A 17,809-nucleotide genomic window follows, 5' to 3' on the forward strand; every position below is an offset into this window, starting at 1 on the left:
AGCCAGGATCAAACTCTCCGTTTTGAAAAGTCTTGTAAAAACTTACATCGTATGTCTTTACTTCTTGGCTACTTTATCTATATTTTTGTTTTGGGTTGGCACCCGCCACTTAATTTCTTGACGAGGATTTGAATTGCTTGGCTTTCAAACTATTGCTTTATCTTGGTTCGGTTGTGGAAGCGTTGTTCTCGCTCGCTTCTCACTTTATCTAGATTAACAACCCGCTTTGGGTTTGTCAACCTTTTTCTCAAACTTTTTTTCCAAATCCCAGATAAACTCGCTCAAACCCTTACCCATCAAAAATTCCAAAGCTTAGTTCTTTTATAGGAATCTGTCTGCGCTCGGAGGACGCAATGCCCCCGCGCCTCTACAAAGGTAAATATTTTTCAGAAATCGCTTTACATTTATATGCGATGATCCTGGTACGGCGTGCTTGTACAATCTTGTTTTTAGCACCCCCTCAGTATAACTGAACTATCTAGAGGGTATAGAAAAAAGTGTACTCAATTTTAGTACATTACTGACTGACCAAGGCAGGAGAGCGAACAAATTAGTGAGTTTTTGGCATTCCATGTAGTTGTCTATCTCTATAGACCCATAGATAGAGGCTACTTCTTAATGCTGGATGGAAACTGGATACAAGTTTAAAACATATGGAAAAAATTTAGAACTCATACACCAGAGTTGCTCTAGTAGAAAATAGTGCAACTTCAAACTGCTAATTGATATTTGTGTCAGCTTACTTTCAGTTTAATACGATCGCAACTTCAGAAATTAGGAGGAAGGTTTCGTGCAACCTATCTACGATGAATCATTTGAGATGATTGTTGAAAAGGCTGAAGAAAGACCCCAAGAGGAGGAATACCACCCTGTAAGACTAATAACAAGCAGGGGTTCTATTCATTGCCGCTACTATTTAGTAGAGAACGCGAAGAAAGCAGCGATTTTGGTAGGAGGTGTAGGTGGTGATTGGGATACACCTGCTCGAGGGCTGTATCCATTATTAGGAGAAGTTCTACGGAAAGACGGAATAGCTTCTCTACGAGTACAATACCGCAATTCAACAGATTTAGTAGAATCTACTTTAGATGTTTTAGCAGGTCTAACCTATTTACAAGACAAAGGTATTGAAGAATTTGCTTTAATCGGTCACTCTTTTGGAGGTGCAGTGGTTATCCAAGCAGCTGCTCAATCAGCAGATGTTCGCACTGTTGTCGCGCTCGCCACCCAATCATACGGTACAGATCCAGCCAGCGAACTAGCAACGAGATGTTCCCTTTTACTGTTACACGGTACATCCGATCCAGTCTTGCCATCTTCGTGTTCGCAATACGTCTATCAAGTTGCACGCGAACCAAAACGTATTGTTTTGTACCCAAATGCGGGGCATGGTCTTGATGAAGTTGCTGATGAAGTATACCTCGTAGTACGGGATTGGATCGTTCAACAACTTAATCGTACCACCGCTAGTGTGTCGTAATGATTTTATAGGGAAAAGGAAGCTTTGCATAACTGCAAGCTTTTTTTATCTAATCGATTGGCAGTAAGATTTTATAGTTGCCTGCCGATCGCTAAGCACTGAATATGAAACAGAAAAATCTAATTCTGCTATCAATGCTAGTTTTTGTGCCAATTTCAATAGCAGCACAAGAGCTACACTTAAACCCCTTAATTATTTTTGCGACTTCTGGTTTAGCAATTATTCCTTTAGCAGCATTAATAGCGAACTCTACAGAAGCGATCGCATCTGTAATCGGTCCGGCGTTAGGAGGTTTACTCAATGCGACCTTTGGCAATGCGACTGAGATGATTATCTCAATAGTTGCTCTTCGCTCTGGCTTAGTTGATGTAGTCAAAGCTAGCTTAACTGGGGCAATAATTGCCAACTTGCTCCTAGCACTGGGACTAGCGATCCTGTTTGGTGGCTTACGCTTTAACGAACAAACATTTCAACCTGCTGTTGCTCGTATTAACTCTTCTTCTCTAACACTAGCAGTCATTGTTGTGCTTACACCTGCTGCCATTCAATTTACGTCAGATGGTTTGCCACCTTCTACTCTAAATAATTTTTCCTATGCAGCCTCCTTATTACTACTGACATTTTACTGCTTGATGCTCTTGTTTTCAATGAAAACTCACAAGTATCTGTATCTTGTAGATGAAGAAAATGAAGAACCTTTAGAATCATCAAGCGAACACAAAGTCAATATAGGATTACAAATAGTAATACTTCTAACTTGCACTGTAGTTCTTGTTTTTGTTTCTGATATTTTGGTTGAAAGTCTAGAAAAAGCTATTTCCACTCTAGGATTGACCAGTCTCTTTACAGGTGTCATTCTTATTCCCTTGTTTGGTGGCTTTGTAGAATATATTACCTGTATCTCCTTTGCTATTAAAAACAAAATGGAATTAGCTGTTGCTGTAGCAATAGGGTCAAGTCTACAGATAGCTTTGTTTGTAGCTCCCGTACTAGTGCTAGTGGGTTGGGTACTGGGTCAACCCATGAATCTCAGCTTTAATCCTTTTGAACTTGTAGCAGTTGCGATGGCTGTAGTTATTACCAATTCCATTAGTAATGATGGACGTACCAACTGGCTAGAGGGAGTTTTGTTACTCATCGCCTACGCTGTATTAGGAACGGCATTTTACTTTCATCCTTAACCTGTCTCGAGAACAAATAAAGTATAGGAGAATACTTATTTGTAATTAGCAGAGTTAGTTATTAGGAATTAGAAAAGAGTTGGCTTTTTACTCCTTAAGATAAATGAGTCTGCTATGAAAGTACCAGAGCCCAGTTAAGCTAGTTCTATCTACTTAGATATAAACATCCTCCTATGGATAGGCTCACAAAGAACCATTTGTAGCAAATAATTAACAGAAGTTACTCTGCACCATCTTCATAAACATAAGTTTATATCTGCGATTTATCTATGTACTTAGCACTTTGGCCCGGAAACGTTTATCCCCTAGGATCGACTTGGGATGGAAAAGGCACAAACTTCGCCCTATTTTCAGAAAATGCAACAGGTGTTGAACTTTGCCTCTATGATAAAGACGATCGAGAGACCCGCCTAGCTTTAACTGAAGTTAGTAACTTCGTTTGGCATGGTTACTTACCTGGGGTGGGACCCGGACAAAGATATGGGTATAGAGTGCATGGTCCTTACGCACCGCACGAAGGGCATCGCTTTAATCCTAATAAACTGCTGATCGATCCTTATGCAAAAGCTATAGATAGTGACGTTGGGAACGGTCCAGAACTATTTGGTTACTCTTGGGACTCTCCAGAACAAGACCTTTCTTTCTCAGATTCGGATAGCGCTTCTCTAATGCCGAAATCTGTAGTTATAGACCAGTCTTTTGATTGGGAAGGCGACCAACTTTTACGAACCCCTTGGCACGAAACTGTAATTTATGAAACTCATGTCAAGGGATTTACCAAAAAGCATCCAGATATACCAGAAGAAATGCGAGGTACTTATGCAGGTCTGGGTCAGACTGCAGCGATCGAACATCTTCTCCGACTTGGGATTACAGCAGTAGAACTCATGCCCGTGCATCATTTTCTCTCGCATCCCGGACATTTGATAGATAAAGGGTTAAAGAATTATTGGGGTTACGACTCTGTTAACTATTTTGCTCCTTATGCTGGATACAGTTCTAGTGGAACTTTGGGAGAACAAGTCACAGAATTTAAGGAGATGGTTAAAGCCCTTCATCGTGCTGGAATAGAAGTTATTCTAGATGTTGTTTACAATCATACAGGAGAAGGCAATCACTTAGGTCCAACACTAACGCTCCGAGGTATTGACAACGCCATTTATTATCGACTGGTAGAGAACGACCCGCGCTATTACATGGACTACACGGGGTGCGGAAATTCTTTATACGTGCGGCAACCACAAGTTCTAAAACTCATTATGGATAGCTTGCGGTATTGGGTTTTGGAAATGCACGTAGATGGTTTCCGCTTTGACTTGGCTTCAGCTCTAGCACGAGAGTTGTATGAAGTCAACAGTCTGGCAGCTTTCTTTGATATCATTCATCAAGACCCCGTACTTGCTGGTGTGAAGCTGATAGCTGAACCTTGGGATTTGGGAACTGGTGGTTATCAAGTCGGTCAATTCCCAGTTCTGTGGTCTGAGTGGAATGGTAGATATCGCGACACGGCACGAGACTTCTGGCGCGGAATTGATGAAAGTTTAGGGAAATTTGCGTACTGTTTCACGGGTAGCCCCGACCTATATGCACTCAACGGGCGACGGCCTAATGCAAGTGTTAACTTCATTACAGCACATGATGGTTTTACCCTAAACGATCTTGTTAGCTACAACGACAAACATAACGAGGAGAATGGGGAAGGGAACAATGATGGGGAAAGCCACAACGGTTCTTGGAACTGCGGATATGAAGGTGAAACAGACGATGTAGAAGTCTTGCAATTGAGAGAACGCATGAGGCGAAACTTCTTAGCAACATTGATGTTATCCCAAGGGATTCCAATGTTACTAGGGGGAGATGAAATGGGACGGACTCAAAAAGGCAATAACAATGCTTATTGCCAAGACAATGAAATTTCCTGGTTCGACTGGGAGTTACCTCAAGGAAATGAGGACTTAGTAAATTTTGCCCGCGAACTCGTCTACTTCCGCAAACAACATCCCGTTTTTCGACGCCGTAAGTGGTTTCAGGGCAGACCTATTTATGGAAAGGGTATCAGTGATATCGAATGGTTCAACCCTGATGGCAGTGAAATGACTCAAGAACAATGGGATATTGGTTATGCTAAGTCAATTGGCGTGTACTTAGATGGAAACCAATTGCCGAGTGTTGGCCCTAAAGGCGAACGTATCAGCGATGATAGTTTTCTCCTATTCTTTAACGCTCACTATGAAACCATTGAATTCTCGCTACCAAACGCAATGCAACATAGAGAATGGATAGTTGTGATTGATACCAAAGAACCTCGATTCCTTCAAGAGGAAAGACGTTATACAGGCAATCAAGCTGTTCCTGTTGTAGCGCGGTCAATGGTTGTATTAAAACGCTTAGGTTAGGAGTGGGGTTATGAAAATTGGCGCACAGTACTTAGGTAACGGTCATTGTGAATTTAGCGTTTGGGCATCGAATGCAGAAACGGTGGTAGTAAAAATTGTCTCGCCTCAAGAACGCATACTTCCGATGCAGCAAAAGGAAGGAGGCTACTGGCAGTTGACTGCTACAGATATTGACCCAGGCACGCAATACTTCTATCAATTAAATAACGGTGAAAGCAGACCCGATCCTGCATCAAATTACCAACCTTTGGGCGTACACACTGCTTCAGAGGTTATTGACCATAATTTTGACTGGAATGACAGCAACTGGTCGGGCATTTCTTTAGAAAATTTGATTATTTACGAGTTGCACGTTGGAACCTTTACCCAAGAAGGAACCTTTGAGGCAATTATTCCCCGACTTAAAGATTTAAAAGAGTTAGGGGTTAACGCAATTGAAATCATGCCCATTGCACAATTCCCTGGTGACAAACCGACAGATAACGGTAGTGCGTATCGAAACTGGGGCTATGATGGCGTTTATCCATTTGCGGTACAAAACTCTTATGGGAGACCGGAAGCGTTGAAGCGGTTAGTAGACGCTTGCCATCAACAGGGAGTAGCAGTGGTGCTAGATGTGGTTTACAACCACTTTGGTCCGGAAGGGAATTACATGAGCCACTTCGGTTCCTACTTTACACACGCTTACCGCACCCCATGGGGCGATGCCATGAATTTTGATGATGCTCACAGCCCTGATGTGCGTAGCTACTTTATCCAAAATGCTCTGTACTGGCTGCGGGATTATCACATTGATATACTCCGCTTAGACGCCATTCATGCTATCTACGATTTAGGGGCTAAACACTTTTTAGAAGAACTGGCAGAAAATGTTACTGCTCTTTCAAAACAACAGAACCGAAAACTTTATTTGATTGCAGAAAGCGATTTAAACGATCCTAGAGTCGTTCGTCCTGTAGAAAACGGCGGATATGGCTTGGATGCTCAATGGAGTGATGACTTCCACCACGCCTTACACGCTTTGCTGACAGGAGAACAAACAGGATATTACGAAGACTTTGGTAAGTGCGAACACTTGGCAAAAGCTTATCGAGATACCTTTGTGTATGACTGGAAGTACTCGCCCCATCGGAGACGCTTTCATGGTAACTCGGTACGCGATCGCTCTCCCAATCAATTTGTCGTTTGCACTCAAAATCACGACCAAGTTGGAAACAGAATGCTAGGCGAGAGGCTTTCCCATCTTGTCTCATTTGAAGCTTTAAAATTAGCAGCAGGTGCTCTCATACTCTCTCCAAACATACCCATGTTATTTATGGGTGAAGAGTATGGAGAAGAAGCTCCCTTTCTCTACTTTGTTAGCCACTCCGATCCAGATTTAATTAAAGCCGTTCGACAAGGACGAAAACAAGAATTTGCCGCCTTTCATGCTGAAGGTGAACCACCCGATCCAGAAGCATCCGAAACATTTCTAAAGTGCAAGTTGAATTGGGAAAAACGCAAAGAGGGAAAACATCAAGCTTTGTGGTCATTGTATCAATACCTCATTCAATTGCGAAATACAATTCCTGCTTTAGTAGAGCGAGAACGTCAAAATATGGAAGTAGACTTTCTAGAAGATAAGAAAGTCATTTGGTGGCGGAGATGGAGCCAAAACAATCAAATCCTTTGCTTGATGAACTTTAATCAAAGTGATATTCATCTTGGTTCTGCCATGCTAGGAGATGGTTGGAAAAAGATTGTAGATTCTGCCGATGAAAAATGGCAAGGTTCTGGCTCTCAACTACCAGAAGAACTAAGTAACGGCAAAGAATTAATTTTACGTCCTCAAAGTTTTGCAGTTTATCAACTCTCCTAACTTTTACACCTCTCTTGTTACCCTTGTTCCCAGGCTGAGCCTGGGAATACATTATAAGAGGCTCTGCCTCTTTTCATAGCTTAATAGAATAACCATAATATGAGGCAGAGCCTCATCATACACATTCCCAGGCTAAGCCTGGGAATGAGAAAGACACCAACCACTAACCACTAAACATGAGAATTCCAACAGTCACTTATCGAATTCAATTTAATTCTGCCTTTGGTTTTGACTCAGCAAAAGCAATTACCAAATACATAGCCGATTTGGGAATTTCCGATCTTTATGCTTCTCCCATTTTCAAAGCAAGAGCGGGAAGTACTCACGGATACGATGTTGTCGATCCCACTCAAATAAATCCAGAATTAGGCACAGAAGAAGCTTTTGAAGCTCTAGTTAAAGAATTACAACAATATAACATAGGTTGGTTACAAGATATTGTCCCCAACCACATGGCTTATGACACCCAAAACCAGTATTTGATGAATATTCTGGAAAACGGTCCTGATTCAACCTATGTTGATTACTTTGATATTTCTTGGAATTCTCCTTTTGCAAGTAGCAACGAACCTATCTTAGCTCCATTACTAGGTAATTTTTTTGCAACTAGTTTAGAAAATGGCGAAATTCAGTTGAAATATGAGGAGACTGGATTAAATGTTAACTATTATGGTTTAAAATTACCTCTGAAACTTGAATCTTATGCCAGATTTTTGAATCAAAATATAGGCAAACTAAGCAAAAATTTAGGAAGAAATCATCCAATTTTTGTGAGATTACTTGGGATCCTCTATATAGTAAAAAACATTCCTTCAGAGGTGACAGCACAGCAAAGACGAGACCAAGCAGCTTTTGTGAAAGGGCTTCTTTGGGAACTTTACACAGATAATCAAGAAGTTAAAACATTTATTGACGAAAATCTTCAACTTTTTAATGGCGAACCAGGAAAGCCAGAAAGTTTTAATCTTTTAGAAAGTTTATTATCCGAACAGTTCTTCCGCCTCACTTACTGGAAAGTAGGCGCTGAAGAGATGAATTACAGAAGATTTTTTACGGTTAATGAACTGATCTCAATGAAAGTTGAAGATTTCAAAGTCTTTAAAAATACTCACGCTCTAATTGGCAAGCTGGTTGATGAAGGTAAGTTTACTGGTTTGCGAATAGACCACATTGATGGGTTGTACGATCCAAAGCAATATTTAGATCGGTTGAGAGAAAAGACAGGTGATACATACATTACCGTTGAAAAAATCTTACAACAAGGAGAAGATTTACCAAGCAACTGGTCAGTTCAAGGTACTTCTGGCTATGATTACTTAAATTATATCAATGGCATTTTTTGTCAGAGTGAAAACGAAGAGAAATTTACTCAAATTTACTCTAACTTTACAGGCATTAAAACTGATTACGAGCAAATTATCCCAAATAAAAAGCACTTAATCATAGATAGAAATTTAGCTGGTGATATTGATAACCTGGCTTTTCTCTTAAAAACGATCGCTGGCAACTATCGCTATGGTAGTGACTTTACAATCAACGGTTTAAAACGAGCACTTGCAGAAGTTTTATCTCGCTTTCCTGTTTATCGAACTTATACTAATCAAGAAGGAATTTCTGACATCGATCGCTCCTATATCCAAGAAGTGGTTGAAGCTGCCAAACCACATACACCATTCTTGCACAATGAATTAAACTTTATTCAGAAATTACTGTTGTTAGAATACGATGATTTTCTCACCCAAGTAGAGAAAGACCAATGGCTGTACTTTGTTATGAGAGTGCAACAATATACAGGGCCATTGATGGCAAAAGGTGTTGAGGATACGGCTCTATACGTCTACAATCGCTTCTTATCCCTCAATGAAGTTGGTGGTGAACCTGGTAAATTTGGCATTACTCTTTCAGAATTTAATGAATTTAATCAGCACCGACAAACTCGTTGGCCTCTTGCAATGAGTACTACCTCAACCCACGATACTAAAAGGGGCGAAGACGTTAGAGCAAGACTCAATGTTCTCTCAGAAATTCCGGAGGAATGGCAAAAGCAAGTCTATACTTGGAGCGACATCAATCGTTCGCATAAAAAAACTATCAAGCGTTTTGCTATGCCAGATAGGAACGATGAATACCTTTTCTACCAAACACTCGTAGGGGCTTTCCCATTTTTAGACCATGAATATGGAGACTTTGTTGAGCGTGTAAAGGATTATGTACTCAAAGCCATTAGAGAAGCAAAAGTTTATACGGCATGGTTGCGACAAAATAGCACTTATGAAGATGCATTTGTCGATTTTGTCAAGTCTGTTTTAGAAAAATCGGATAATAATCTTTTCTTAAAAGAATTTATTCCTTTTCAACAGAGAGTGGCTTTCTATGGCATTTTCAACTCACTCTCTCAAGTCTTGTTGAAAATCGCCTCTCCTGGAATTCCAGACTTCTATCAAGGAACTGAACTCTGGGACTTCAGCCTTGTCGATCCCGATAACCGTCGTCCAGTTGACTTTGAAACTCGACAATCTTATCTCAAAACCATTCAAGAACAAACTAAGACAGATATTCTGAAATTGATAGAACAACTACTATCAACAAAAGAAGACGCTAGAATCAAGCTGTTCGCGATCGTTCAAGCTTTAAAAGCAAGAACAGAGAATATAAAAGTTTTCAATGAAGGAAATTATTCTCCTCTAGAAGCAAGTGGTCAGTTCAAGGAGCATATAGTTGCTTTTGCAAGAAGTCATGGTAATAAAACAATTATCGCCATTGCTCCTCGCTTCTTCACTAGCTTAATTCAACCGGGAGAGTACCCACTCGGACAACAAGTTTGGCAAGATACTTCTCTAAAATTACCTTCAGGAATGCCATCAGCATGGAAAGATGCTATTACAGGTCAAACAGTTCAAGCCAGTGATACAGTGTCGATTGGCGAAACGCTAAAATATTTCCCCATAGCATTACTCGTGAGTTAAAGCTAAAACCTTTTTGCGGTAGTGTACACACAAGTAGATTTACCCCCCTTAGTCCCTCCTTGTAAAGGGGAGAAACAAGAAAGCAAGTTCCCGCTTGTAAAGGGGAGAAACAAGAAAGCAAGTTCCCGCTTGTAAAGGGGGGAAACAAGAAAGCAAGTTCCCGCTTGTAAAGGGGGGAAACAAGAAAGCAAGTTCCCGCTTGTAAAGGGGGGAAACAAGAAAGCAAGTTCCCTCCCCAATACATCGGGGAGGGCTAGGGTGGGGTAAAACTGAAACCAGAATTTCGCTCTGTTAGTTATAGCGGTTTTCGGTTGGGTACAATACATAAATAAAGTTATGGAACCGCAGATGAACGCGGATGCACGCAGATAAACTTGTACTTTATTCAAGCGAAAACTGCTATATTTTAGACTTTGGTATACTGTAGCTTTTTAAATAAGGATCATCTATCGCTAAAAATTGGAGAAACAGCGCTATCTAACTTTTTATTTTTATAAATAATTAAAAAGAATATAAGGTAACCAATGATATTAAACAAATCATCAAAAAGAAGAGTAAGCCATAGGGAGATATAACATCTGGAGAGTAACTGCTAACTTTTTTTAAATCTGATTCAATCCAGTTTAACATCGGCAACCACGGTCCTCTAATGATATATGTTACGATGTAAACAACTATAAAACCGCGATCGCAAAAAAATCTGACTGATTCGGAGCCAATTAACCCAGCCGATCCCGTTAAACAATATTCATGACTCTATGCTTATTCAATAAAGAGTAATTTCAGTAATTGCTTTTGGCAGATGTTATTAGAGTACAGTCCTATCCTCTGCTTATGTAAAAAATATTTAACAAAACAGATAACAATGTTCAAAGTCAGTGGATAGTATTTAGTAGATTAACAGAGTATCAAGCTTAAATATTGCCATTGATACACTATTGAAAGAAGAAAAAACTCAAGCTAACTATGTGATTTCCTTTAAAAAGGGTGTTATATTTAAAACAAATAATCTCTAATAAAAGATAACACTGTATATAAAATTTAAAATTGTTTCGTGATTTACAAAAACTTCAAATTTTTCTCCTCCTATTAAATTAGGGTCTTTCAAAGAAAAAAATGTAAGAGGATGTTTTAAAAGTGATAACTGAGGTATCTAATATTCCCGATTCCCCTAAATCTCCCTTAAAAAGGGGGACTTTTAGAACATTTTCCTCCCTTTTGAAGGGGGACTTTTAGAATATTTTCCCCCCTTTTGAAGGGGGGCTAGGGGGGCTCTTGATACAATGGTAGACTTTACAAACATCCTCTAAGATGAGGTTAACTGCAAAGACATGAAGATAGCAAAGTTCAAGAGAGTAGCTCATCAAATCACAAAAAATCCCGAAAGGATTTCTCCACAAAGGCATTGGGGGCTGTAGTAAAAAGCGTGAAGAACCCCTCCGAGACCAGCTTAACACCCTTTAAGATCTAACTGCTTTCAGTTAAGATGCACTTCTCTCTTTCGATAGAAGCAATTGTTACATATATATGTGTTATAGAATACAAGACGAAGCCATTGAACTAATTCACCCAAGCTTGGCGATCGCATTGTTCATAAACCCCGCTAGGGTAGTAAATTCTGCACGTTTAAGCGATCGCTCAATCGGACACGAACCCCATCGCTCGCACTCCAGTCACCGTCAATTGGTGTAATGGTGATAAAACCAGAGACAAATTGTTCTCTTAAAATATGTTTGAAGTAAAAAGTATTCAGCAATGGTAGATCCTCTCAAGATGAAGTTTCAGAGTTAGCAACTACAGATTCATCACTTCACCTTACAATTGCTTTATTAAACGGTTTTTAAGGACTTGTTAAGGGACTTCCAAATAAAAAAATCTACAATTTTCTCTTGTGGTGCGGGCGTCCCGCCCGCCACCAGTTGGTTCAATTAAATGTTGGGTTTCGTTCCTCAACCCAACCTACTTGTTGTATTCGCAATTTTAAGAAAATAATAAAATCGTATTCTTTTTCACAAGAACGGGAAAGAATAATGTAAAGTATTTGTGTAAGATGCTCGCGAAGTCGTTACTAAAAAGCAAAAGGAGACTTTTTCGTGAGTTCCAATCCCAATCTCTTTTCATCCATTCAACTAGGAGCCTTAACACTACTCAATCGAATTGTTATGGCACCTATGACTCGCTTACGTGCTGGAAATGAAGGAGTCCCGATTGCAGCAAACGCCACATACTACAGTCAACGAGCATCTGCAGGATTAATCGTGACAGAATGCACCATGATTTCGCCCCAGAGCCAAGGATATATGAACTGTCCAGGTATTTATTCTCTAGAGCAAATAGAAGGATGGCGATTGGTAACAAATGCCGTACACGAACAGGGAGGACGGATATTCTTACAACTTTGGCATTGCGGGCGTATTTCCCATCCTGCATTGCAAGTTAATGGAGAGTTACCTGTTGCTCCAAGTGCAATACCAGCTGAAGGTGAACTCTATACTCCCAATGGAAAACAATTAATGGTTGCACCCCATGCTTTAGAAATCCACGAAATTCAAGAAATTATTCAAGATTTTCGTAAAGCTACAGAGAATGCTCGTGCTGCTGAATTTGATGGTGTAGAGTTACATGGCGCTTTTGGCTATCTCATCGACCAGTTTCTCCAAGATGGTTCTAACCATCGTACTGATGAGTATGGCGGCTCAATCGAGAATCGTGCCAAATTTCTCCTAGAAGTTGTTGAGGCTGTTTCGAGTGTTTGGGGAGGAAACCGAGTTGGTATTAAGCTCTCACCGAGCAACACCTATTACAGCATGGTGGACTCCGATCCCAAAGCCACATTTAGTTACACTATTGATGCACTTAACCGTTTTGATTTGGCGTACATCCATCTTATGGAGCCTGAAGCAAAAGATTTGGCAACCCGTGATGTCTTACATCCTGTTGTTCCAATGTTCCGCCCCATTTATAAAGGTACTTTAATTGCTAATGGTGGTTTTACCAAAGAATCGGGAAACGCGATTTTAGCAGCAGGTAATGCAGATCTTGTCTCTTTTGGCAAACCATTTTTAGCAAACCCAGACTTACCCAAACGTTTTGAGTTAGGTGCTCCATTGAATTCACCTAATCCGAAAACATTTTACGGTCAAGGTAGTTATCAACCTGAAGTGGGTTATACGGATTATCCGTTTCTCGATCGGGCTGCTTGAAAACTTCTTTGTGGAGAGGTACAAACTTATGAAGCATTGAAAAGCTGTTTTATTCTCGTTTGTACCCAAGCAATAAAGTTATGATGCTGCTCGACCATACTCAAAATTCCTAAATCTTGTAATTGTTGACGCAAGTCAGAATATTCTTCTTCTTTAGATAGTTCTTGAGCAAATGTTTCTGCCAATTTTGGACAAGTTTGTAAAAGTTTTTCAAAATTACTTTTAGAAATCACAAACACACTCGTCTCAGTAATATTTACTCAACTAATATAGTAATCCTATCTGATTTCTGAAAAAATCTCAGTACCGTAGGGTGGGCAATGCCCACCAATAGAGTTTCGGTGGGCAATGCCCACCCTACTACATATATTTCAAAAATCAAATAGGAGTCCTATATCAAATTGTATACATTTCAAGATTTTTCATCAAAATCATTAATTAACCACTGCCATTCCGTTACAATTTCTTTAGGTATTTCCAATATTAAATGTGGATCTATTTCTAATGGTAAGTAAAGTTTCAACAAGTCAATAATCTTTAGCTTAGGTAGTACATCTGTAAACTGATACTCTCCTACATTCGGTGCTGGTGACGATTCTGTATAGACATCAGATGCAGTTAATAGCATTTAAATAAATAACATAGAGCGATCGCTAGAAATTTATTAAAAAATTAGTTCTATAAAAATTGATATTAAATTGAAAAAGGATGCGATAAATATAGCGGTTTTCGATTGGGTGTAATACCTTAAATAATTAAGGAACCGCAGCCTGTAGCAGATGAACGCAGATAAATTTGTTCCTCGAGCGAGTGAGAACTACTATAGATAGTTGGTTGAGATGAAGTCTACTCCCTTTGGGCTCTTAAATTACCGATCTTTGTAGGTAGGGCTATGCCACACAAAGCGCGAATGGTGGGCTGTCTTCCCTACCTACGTGTTTAAGTAATCTTCTGGCGGGAAAGGAGTAAGTACCACTCACTAATCCAAAATCCAAAGTGCGATCGCTTAACAAATCTCAACAATTCACATAATCATCGATCGCAAAGCAACTTTTTCTGACAGTGACTTTTTCTGACTTTACAGTTATGACCTAATATGACTTTTTCTGACTTTAATACCTGACTTATTATGACTGTTTTTTGGCGATTAAATTTGGAAAACTAGAAAACAAGACTGTAGTACTTTTCAGCAAAACAGATTCGTAGTTAAAAACTTAAAACTATCCTGTTCTACAAGTTACATAACCTAGTAAAGTAAAACATTTCAGGAGAGCGAGACATGATTATAGTAATGAAAACTGGTACGGCTACACAAGAGATTAACCAAATTATTCAAGATGTCAGCCAGTGGAACGTCAAACCAGAAACAATTGAGAGTAACAATAAAGTTGTCATTGGTTTAGTAGGTGATACCTCCAGTTTAAATATCGAGCAAGTTCAACAACTCAGTCCCTTTATCGAGCAAGTTTTACGGATCAATAAGCCCTTTAAACGGGCTTCGTTAGAATTCCGTCATGGCAAACCCAGCGAGGTAATTGTACCAACTCCAAGAGGACCGATCGCTTTTGGTCAAAACCATCCTCTTGTTATCGTAGCTGGACCTTGTTCTGTTGAAAGTGAAGAAATGATTGTAGAAACAGCGCTAGCTGTTAAAGCAGCAGGTGCTCAGTTTTTACGTGGAGGAGCATACAAACCCCGTACTTCACCCTATGCTTTCCAAGGTCATGGAGAAAGTGCTCTAGGTTTGCTGGCTAAAGCAAGAGAAGCCACTGGATTGGGGATTATTACCGAAGTAATGGATACCGCCGATTTGGAAAAAGTTGCTGAAGTTGCGGATGTCATCCAAATAGGTGCTCGCAATATGCAGAACTTTCCACTGCTAAGAAAAGTCGGTCCCATGGGTAAACCCGTTCTCTTAAAGCGGGGACTGTCAGCCACTATTGAAGAATGGTTAATGGCTGCTGAGTATATTTTGGCTTCTGGTAACCCAAATGTGATTCTGTGCGAACGCGGTGTTCGTACCTTTGACCAAAAATATACCCGCAACGTTCTCGATCTTTCTGTACTTCCCGTGTTGCGTACATTGACTCACCTACCCATCATGATTGACCCCAGTCATGCTACAGGTAAGTCAGAATTTGTACCTTCTATGGCAAAAGCTGCGATCGCAGCCGGAACAGATTCCTTGATGATAGAAGTTCACCCCAATCCAGCAAAAGCTTTATCAGACGGTCCTCAATCTCTAACATTTGAAGGGTTTGAGAAAGTCATGCAAGAGATAACTCCTCTGGCTCAATTTTACGGTCGTTGGAACAGATTACCTTTTGCAGTAGCAACACCAGCCCATCTTTCCAAAAGTTTTTCAACTCCGTATTTCTAATTGGAGATTGGGGACCCCGAGTTCCCCAATCTCCAATCCCCAATCCCTAATCCCCAATCACCAAAGAGGAACAACCAGTGTATCTAGATATTCATTGCTACACAACCAACGGCGGAATTTTTGTGTCTCGTTCTGTAAATAAGACTTCCATTAAAACTGGTATTGAAGAAGTTTTACTACGTCTTGACTCCCAACGCGGGGGTGTATTGAAAAGTAGCTACGAGTACCCTGGACGTTACAAAAGATGGGAAATTGGTTTTGTCAATCCACCTCTAGAACTAGCAACTCGCGATCGCTCTTTTACAATTACAGCACATAACGAGCGGGGAATGGTTTTGCTACCTTATCTAGCAGAACTCCTTGGCAAAAACCCACACTTACAAGAAGTCCATAGAGAAGACAATCGCGTTACAGGGTCTGTCCAACCCACACAACAGTTTTTTGCAGAAGAAGAAAGAAGTAAACAGCCGTCCGTTTTCAGTATTGTACGAGAGCTTTTATATACCTTCCACAGCCCAGAGGACGAGCACTTAGGACTTTATGGTGCTTTTGGCTACGACTTGGTTTTCCAATTTGAACAAATGCCAAAGCGTATAGAACGTGCTGACGACCAACGAGATTTATTACTATACTTACCTGATGAAATAGTCATTGTTGACCACTATTTACAAAGTGCATTCCGTTTGCAATACGAATTTGTGACCCAGTACGGTAGCACTCGCGGTTTACCTCGCACGGGTGAAACCATAGATTATCGAGGTAAACGCCTAACTCCCAATAAAGCTTCCGACCACGAAAAAGGTGAGTATGAAAACCAAGTAGAGACAGCCCTTGATTACTTCCGCCGTGGCGATTTATTTGAAGTTGTACCCAGCCAAAGCTTCTTTCAAGCTTGCGAACAGCCTCCCACCGAACTTTTCCGCACATTGCAACAAATTAACCCTAGCCCTTACGGATTCATTTTCAATCTCGGCGGAGAGTATTTAATTGGTGCATCGCCTGAAATGTTTGTACGAGTTGAAGGCAGACGTGTTGAAACTTGCCCGATTAGCGGTACAATCAGACGAGGAAAAGATGCAATTGACGATGCGGCTCAAATTCAAAAGCTTCTGAACTCTCGCAAAGACGAATCTGAATTAACAATGTGTACGGATGTAGATCGCAACGACAAGTCGCGAATCTGCGAACCGGGTTCAGTTCGAGTCATTGCTCGTCGCCAAATTGAAATGTATAGTCATTTAATCCATACTGTGGATCACGTTGAAGGTATAGTGCGACCTGAGTTTGATGCTTTAGATGCATTCCTCACTCATTTGTGGGCGGTTACAGTGACAGGCGCACCCAAACGGTCAGCAATGCAGTTTCTCGAACAACACGAACGGAGTGCGCGCCGGTGGTATGGTGGTGCAGTTGGATACTTAACTTTTAAAGGAGATTTAAACACGGGTTTAATTCTCAGAACTATGCGGTACGTGGACTCCATTGCAGAGGTGCGCGTGGGTGCGACAGTTCTTTATGATTCAGAACCAGAAGCCGAAGCCCAAGAAACAATTACTAAAGCTGCTGCACTCTTCCAAACTCTCAACCAGAGTAAATACAGACATTCTAATCCTAGCGATCGCGTTACTGCTGATTCCTCTCAAGTAAATTCTGGGATAGGTAAGCGCGTTCTACTGGTTGACCATGAAGATTCCTTTGTTCACACCCTAGCAAATTACATTCGTCAAACCGGAGCAACAGTTATCACATTGCGTCATGGTTTTTCAGAATCCGTGTTTGATACAGAACGTCCAGACCTTGTTGTTCTTTCCCCAGGACCGGGTAGACCCAGTGACTTCCAGTTAGCAGAGACAATTGTAGCTTGTAAAAAACGTCGAATTCCCATCTTTGGTGTTTGTTTGGGATTGCAAGGAATTGTAGAAGCACACGGTGGCGAACTAGGAATTCTTAACTATCCCCAGCATGGAAAAGTCTCTGGTGTTTCTGTTGTTGCTTCAGACTCCATCACTTTTAAAGGTTTACCGCAATCATTTGAAGTCGGTAGATATCATTCCTTATATGCTCTACCCGAACAATTACCTGAAGAGTTAAAAGTGACAGCACTTTCAGATGATGGTGTGATTATGGGAATTGAACATCGGGTATTACCGATTGCAGCCGTTCAATTCCATCCTGAATCTATTATGACTATGGCTGGAGGTGTTGGGCTGGAAATGATTAAGAATGTTGTCCATGCATTCACTTCAAAACCTTCTGCTGCTCTTGTTGCGTAACAGTGACCAGTAACCAGTGACCAGTAATCAGTGACCAGTGACCAGTGACCAGTTAGTGAATTAGATATTTAT

11 protein-coding genes are annotated in these 17,809 nt (G+C 40.5%); 8 read left to right on the forward strand and 3 right to left on the reverse strand.

The window, feature by feature from the left end; genetic code table 11:
• Window positions 1-790 precede the first annotated feature (790 nt).
• The 5 genes from ACKTT2_RS41715 (at window position 791) to treY (ending at window position 9,881) form a co-directional block, all read left to right on the forward strand.
• Complete coding sequence (locus tag ACKTT2_RS41715) at window positions 791-1,480, forward strand: alpha/beta hydrolase family protein (RefSeq protein ID WP_407897628.1); 690 nt, start codon at window positions 791-793, stop codon at window positions 1,478-1,480.
• Between the two features lie 104 nt (window positions 1,481-1,584).
• The gene (cax, locus tag ACKTT2_RS41720) at window positions 1,585-2,661 is read left to right on the forward strand and encodes a calcium/proton exchanger (protein WP_407897630.1); all 1,077 of its coding nucleotides are present in this window, start codon (window positions 1,585-1,587) and stop codon (window positions 2,659-2,661) included.
• A 269-nt stretch (window positions 2,662-2,930) separates the two neighbouring features.
• Window positions 2,931-5,057: a glycogen debranching protein GlgX gene (gene glgX, locus ACKTT2_RS41725; protein ID WP_407897632.1), complete on the forward strand. Its 2,127-nt coding sequence runs from the start codon at window positions 2,931-2,933 to the stop codon at window positions 5,055-5,057.
• 10 nt (window positions 5,058-5,067) lie between these two features.
• Window positions 5,068-6,915: a malto-oligosyltrehalose trehalohydrolase gene (gene treZ, locus ACKTT2_RS41730; protein WP_407897634.1), complete on the forward strand. Its 1,848-nt coding sequence runs from the start codon at window positions 5,068-5,070 to the stop codon at window positions 6,913-6,915.
• 176 nt (window positions 6,916-7,091) lie between these two features.
• Window positions 7,092-9,881 carry a malto-oligosyltrehalose synthase gene (gene treY, locus ACKTT2_RS41735; protein ID WP_407897636.1) on the forward strand — a complete coding sequence of 930 codons (2,790 nt, stop codon included), beginning with the start codon at window positions 7,092-7,094 and terminating at the stop codon, window positions 9,879-9,881.
• A gap of 1,603 nt (window positions 9,882-11,484) precedes the next feature.
• Here the strand turns inward: treY and ACKTT2_RS41740 are convergent.
• Entirely contained in the window at window positions 11,485-11,637 is a 153-nt protein-coding gene (locus ACKTT2_RS41740) for a hypothetical protein (protein ID WP_407897638.1), read from the reverse strand.
• A 337-nt stretch (window positions 11,638-11,974) separates the two neighbouring features.
• Between ACKTT2_RS41740 and ACKTT2_RS41745 the strand changes: the two genes are divergently transcribed.
• Window positions 11,975-13,084: an alkene reductase gene (locus ACKTT2_RS41745; RefSeq protein ID WP_407897640.1), complete on the forward strand. Its 1,110-nt coding sequence runs from the start codon at window positions 11,975-11,977 to the stop codon at window positions 13,082-13,084.
• 26 nt (window positions 13,085-13,110) lie between these two features.
• Here the strand turns inward: ACKTT2_RS41745 and ACKTT2_RS41750 are convergent, their stop codons facing one another.
• Together ACKTT2_RS41750 and ACKTT2_RS41755 are read right to left on the reverse strand one after the other, a co-directional pair.
• The gene (locus ACKTT2_RS41750; protein WP_407897642.1) at window positions 13,111-13,317 is read right to left on the reverse strand and encodes a cyclic nucleotide-binding domain-containing protein; all 207 of its coding nucleotides are present in this window, start codon (window positions 13,315-13,317) and stop codon (window positions 13,111-13,113) included.
• Window positions 13,318-13,496: 179 nt separating this feature from the next.
• Window positions 13,497-13,712 carry a DUF3122 domain-containing protein gene (locus tag ACKTT2_RS41755; RefSeq protein WP_407897644.1) on the reverse strand — a complete coding sequence of 72 codons (216 nt, stop codon included), beginning with the start codon at window positions 13,710-13,712 and terminating at the stop codon, window positions 13,497-13,499.
• A gap of 651 nt (window positions 13,713-14,363) precedes the next feature.
• Here ACKTT2_RS41755 and aroF point away from each other — a divergent pair.
• Together aroF and ACKTT2_RS41765 are read left to right on the forward strand one after the other, a co-directional pair.
• A complete protein-coding gene (aroF, locus tag ACKTT2_RS41760) occupies window positions 14,364-15,464 on the forward strand; it encodes a 3-deoxy-7-phosphoheptulonate synthase (protein WP_407897646.1) in 1,101 nt (366 codons plus the stop codon).
• Between the two features lie 77 nt (window positions 15,465-15,541).
• Window positions 15,542-17,737 carry an anthranilate synthase gene (locus tag ACKTT2_RS41765; RefSeq protein WP_407897648.1) on the forward strand — a complete coding sequence of 732 codons (2,196 nt, stop codon included), beginning with the start codon at window positions 15,542-15,544 and terminating at the stop codon, window positions 17,735-17,737.
• The last annotated feature ends 72 nt before the right edge of the window (window positions 17,738-17,809 follow it).

It is taken from the genome of Scytonema hankhaensis NUACC26, from assembly GCF_045865695.1.
Classification (GTDB): Bacteria; Cyanobacteriota; Cyanobacteriia; order Cyanobacteriales; family Nostocaceae; genus Scytonema.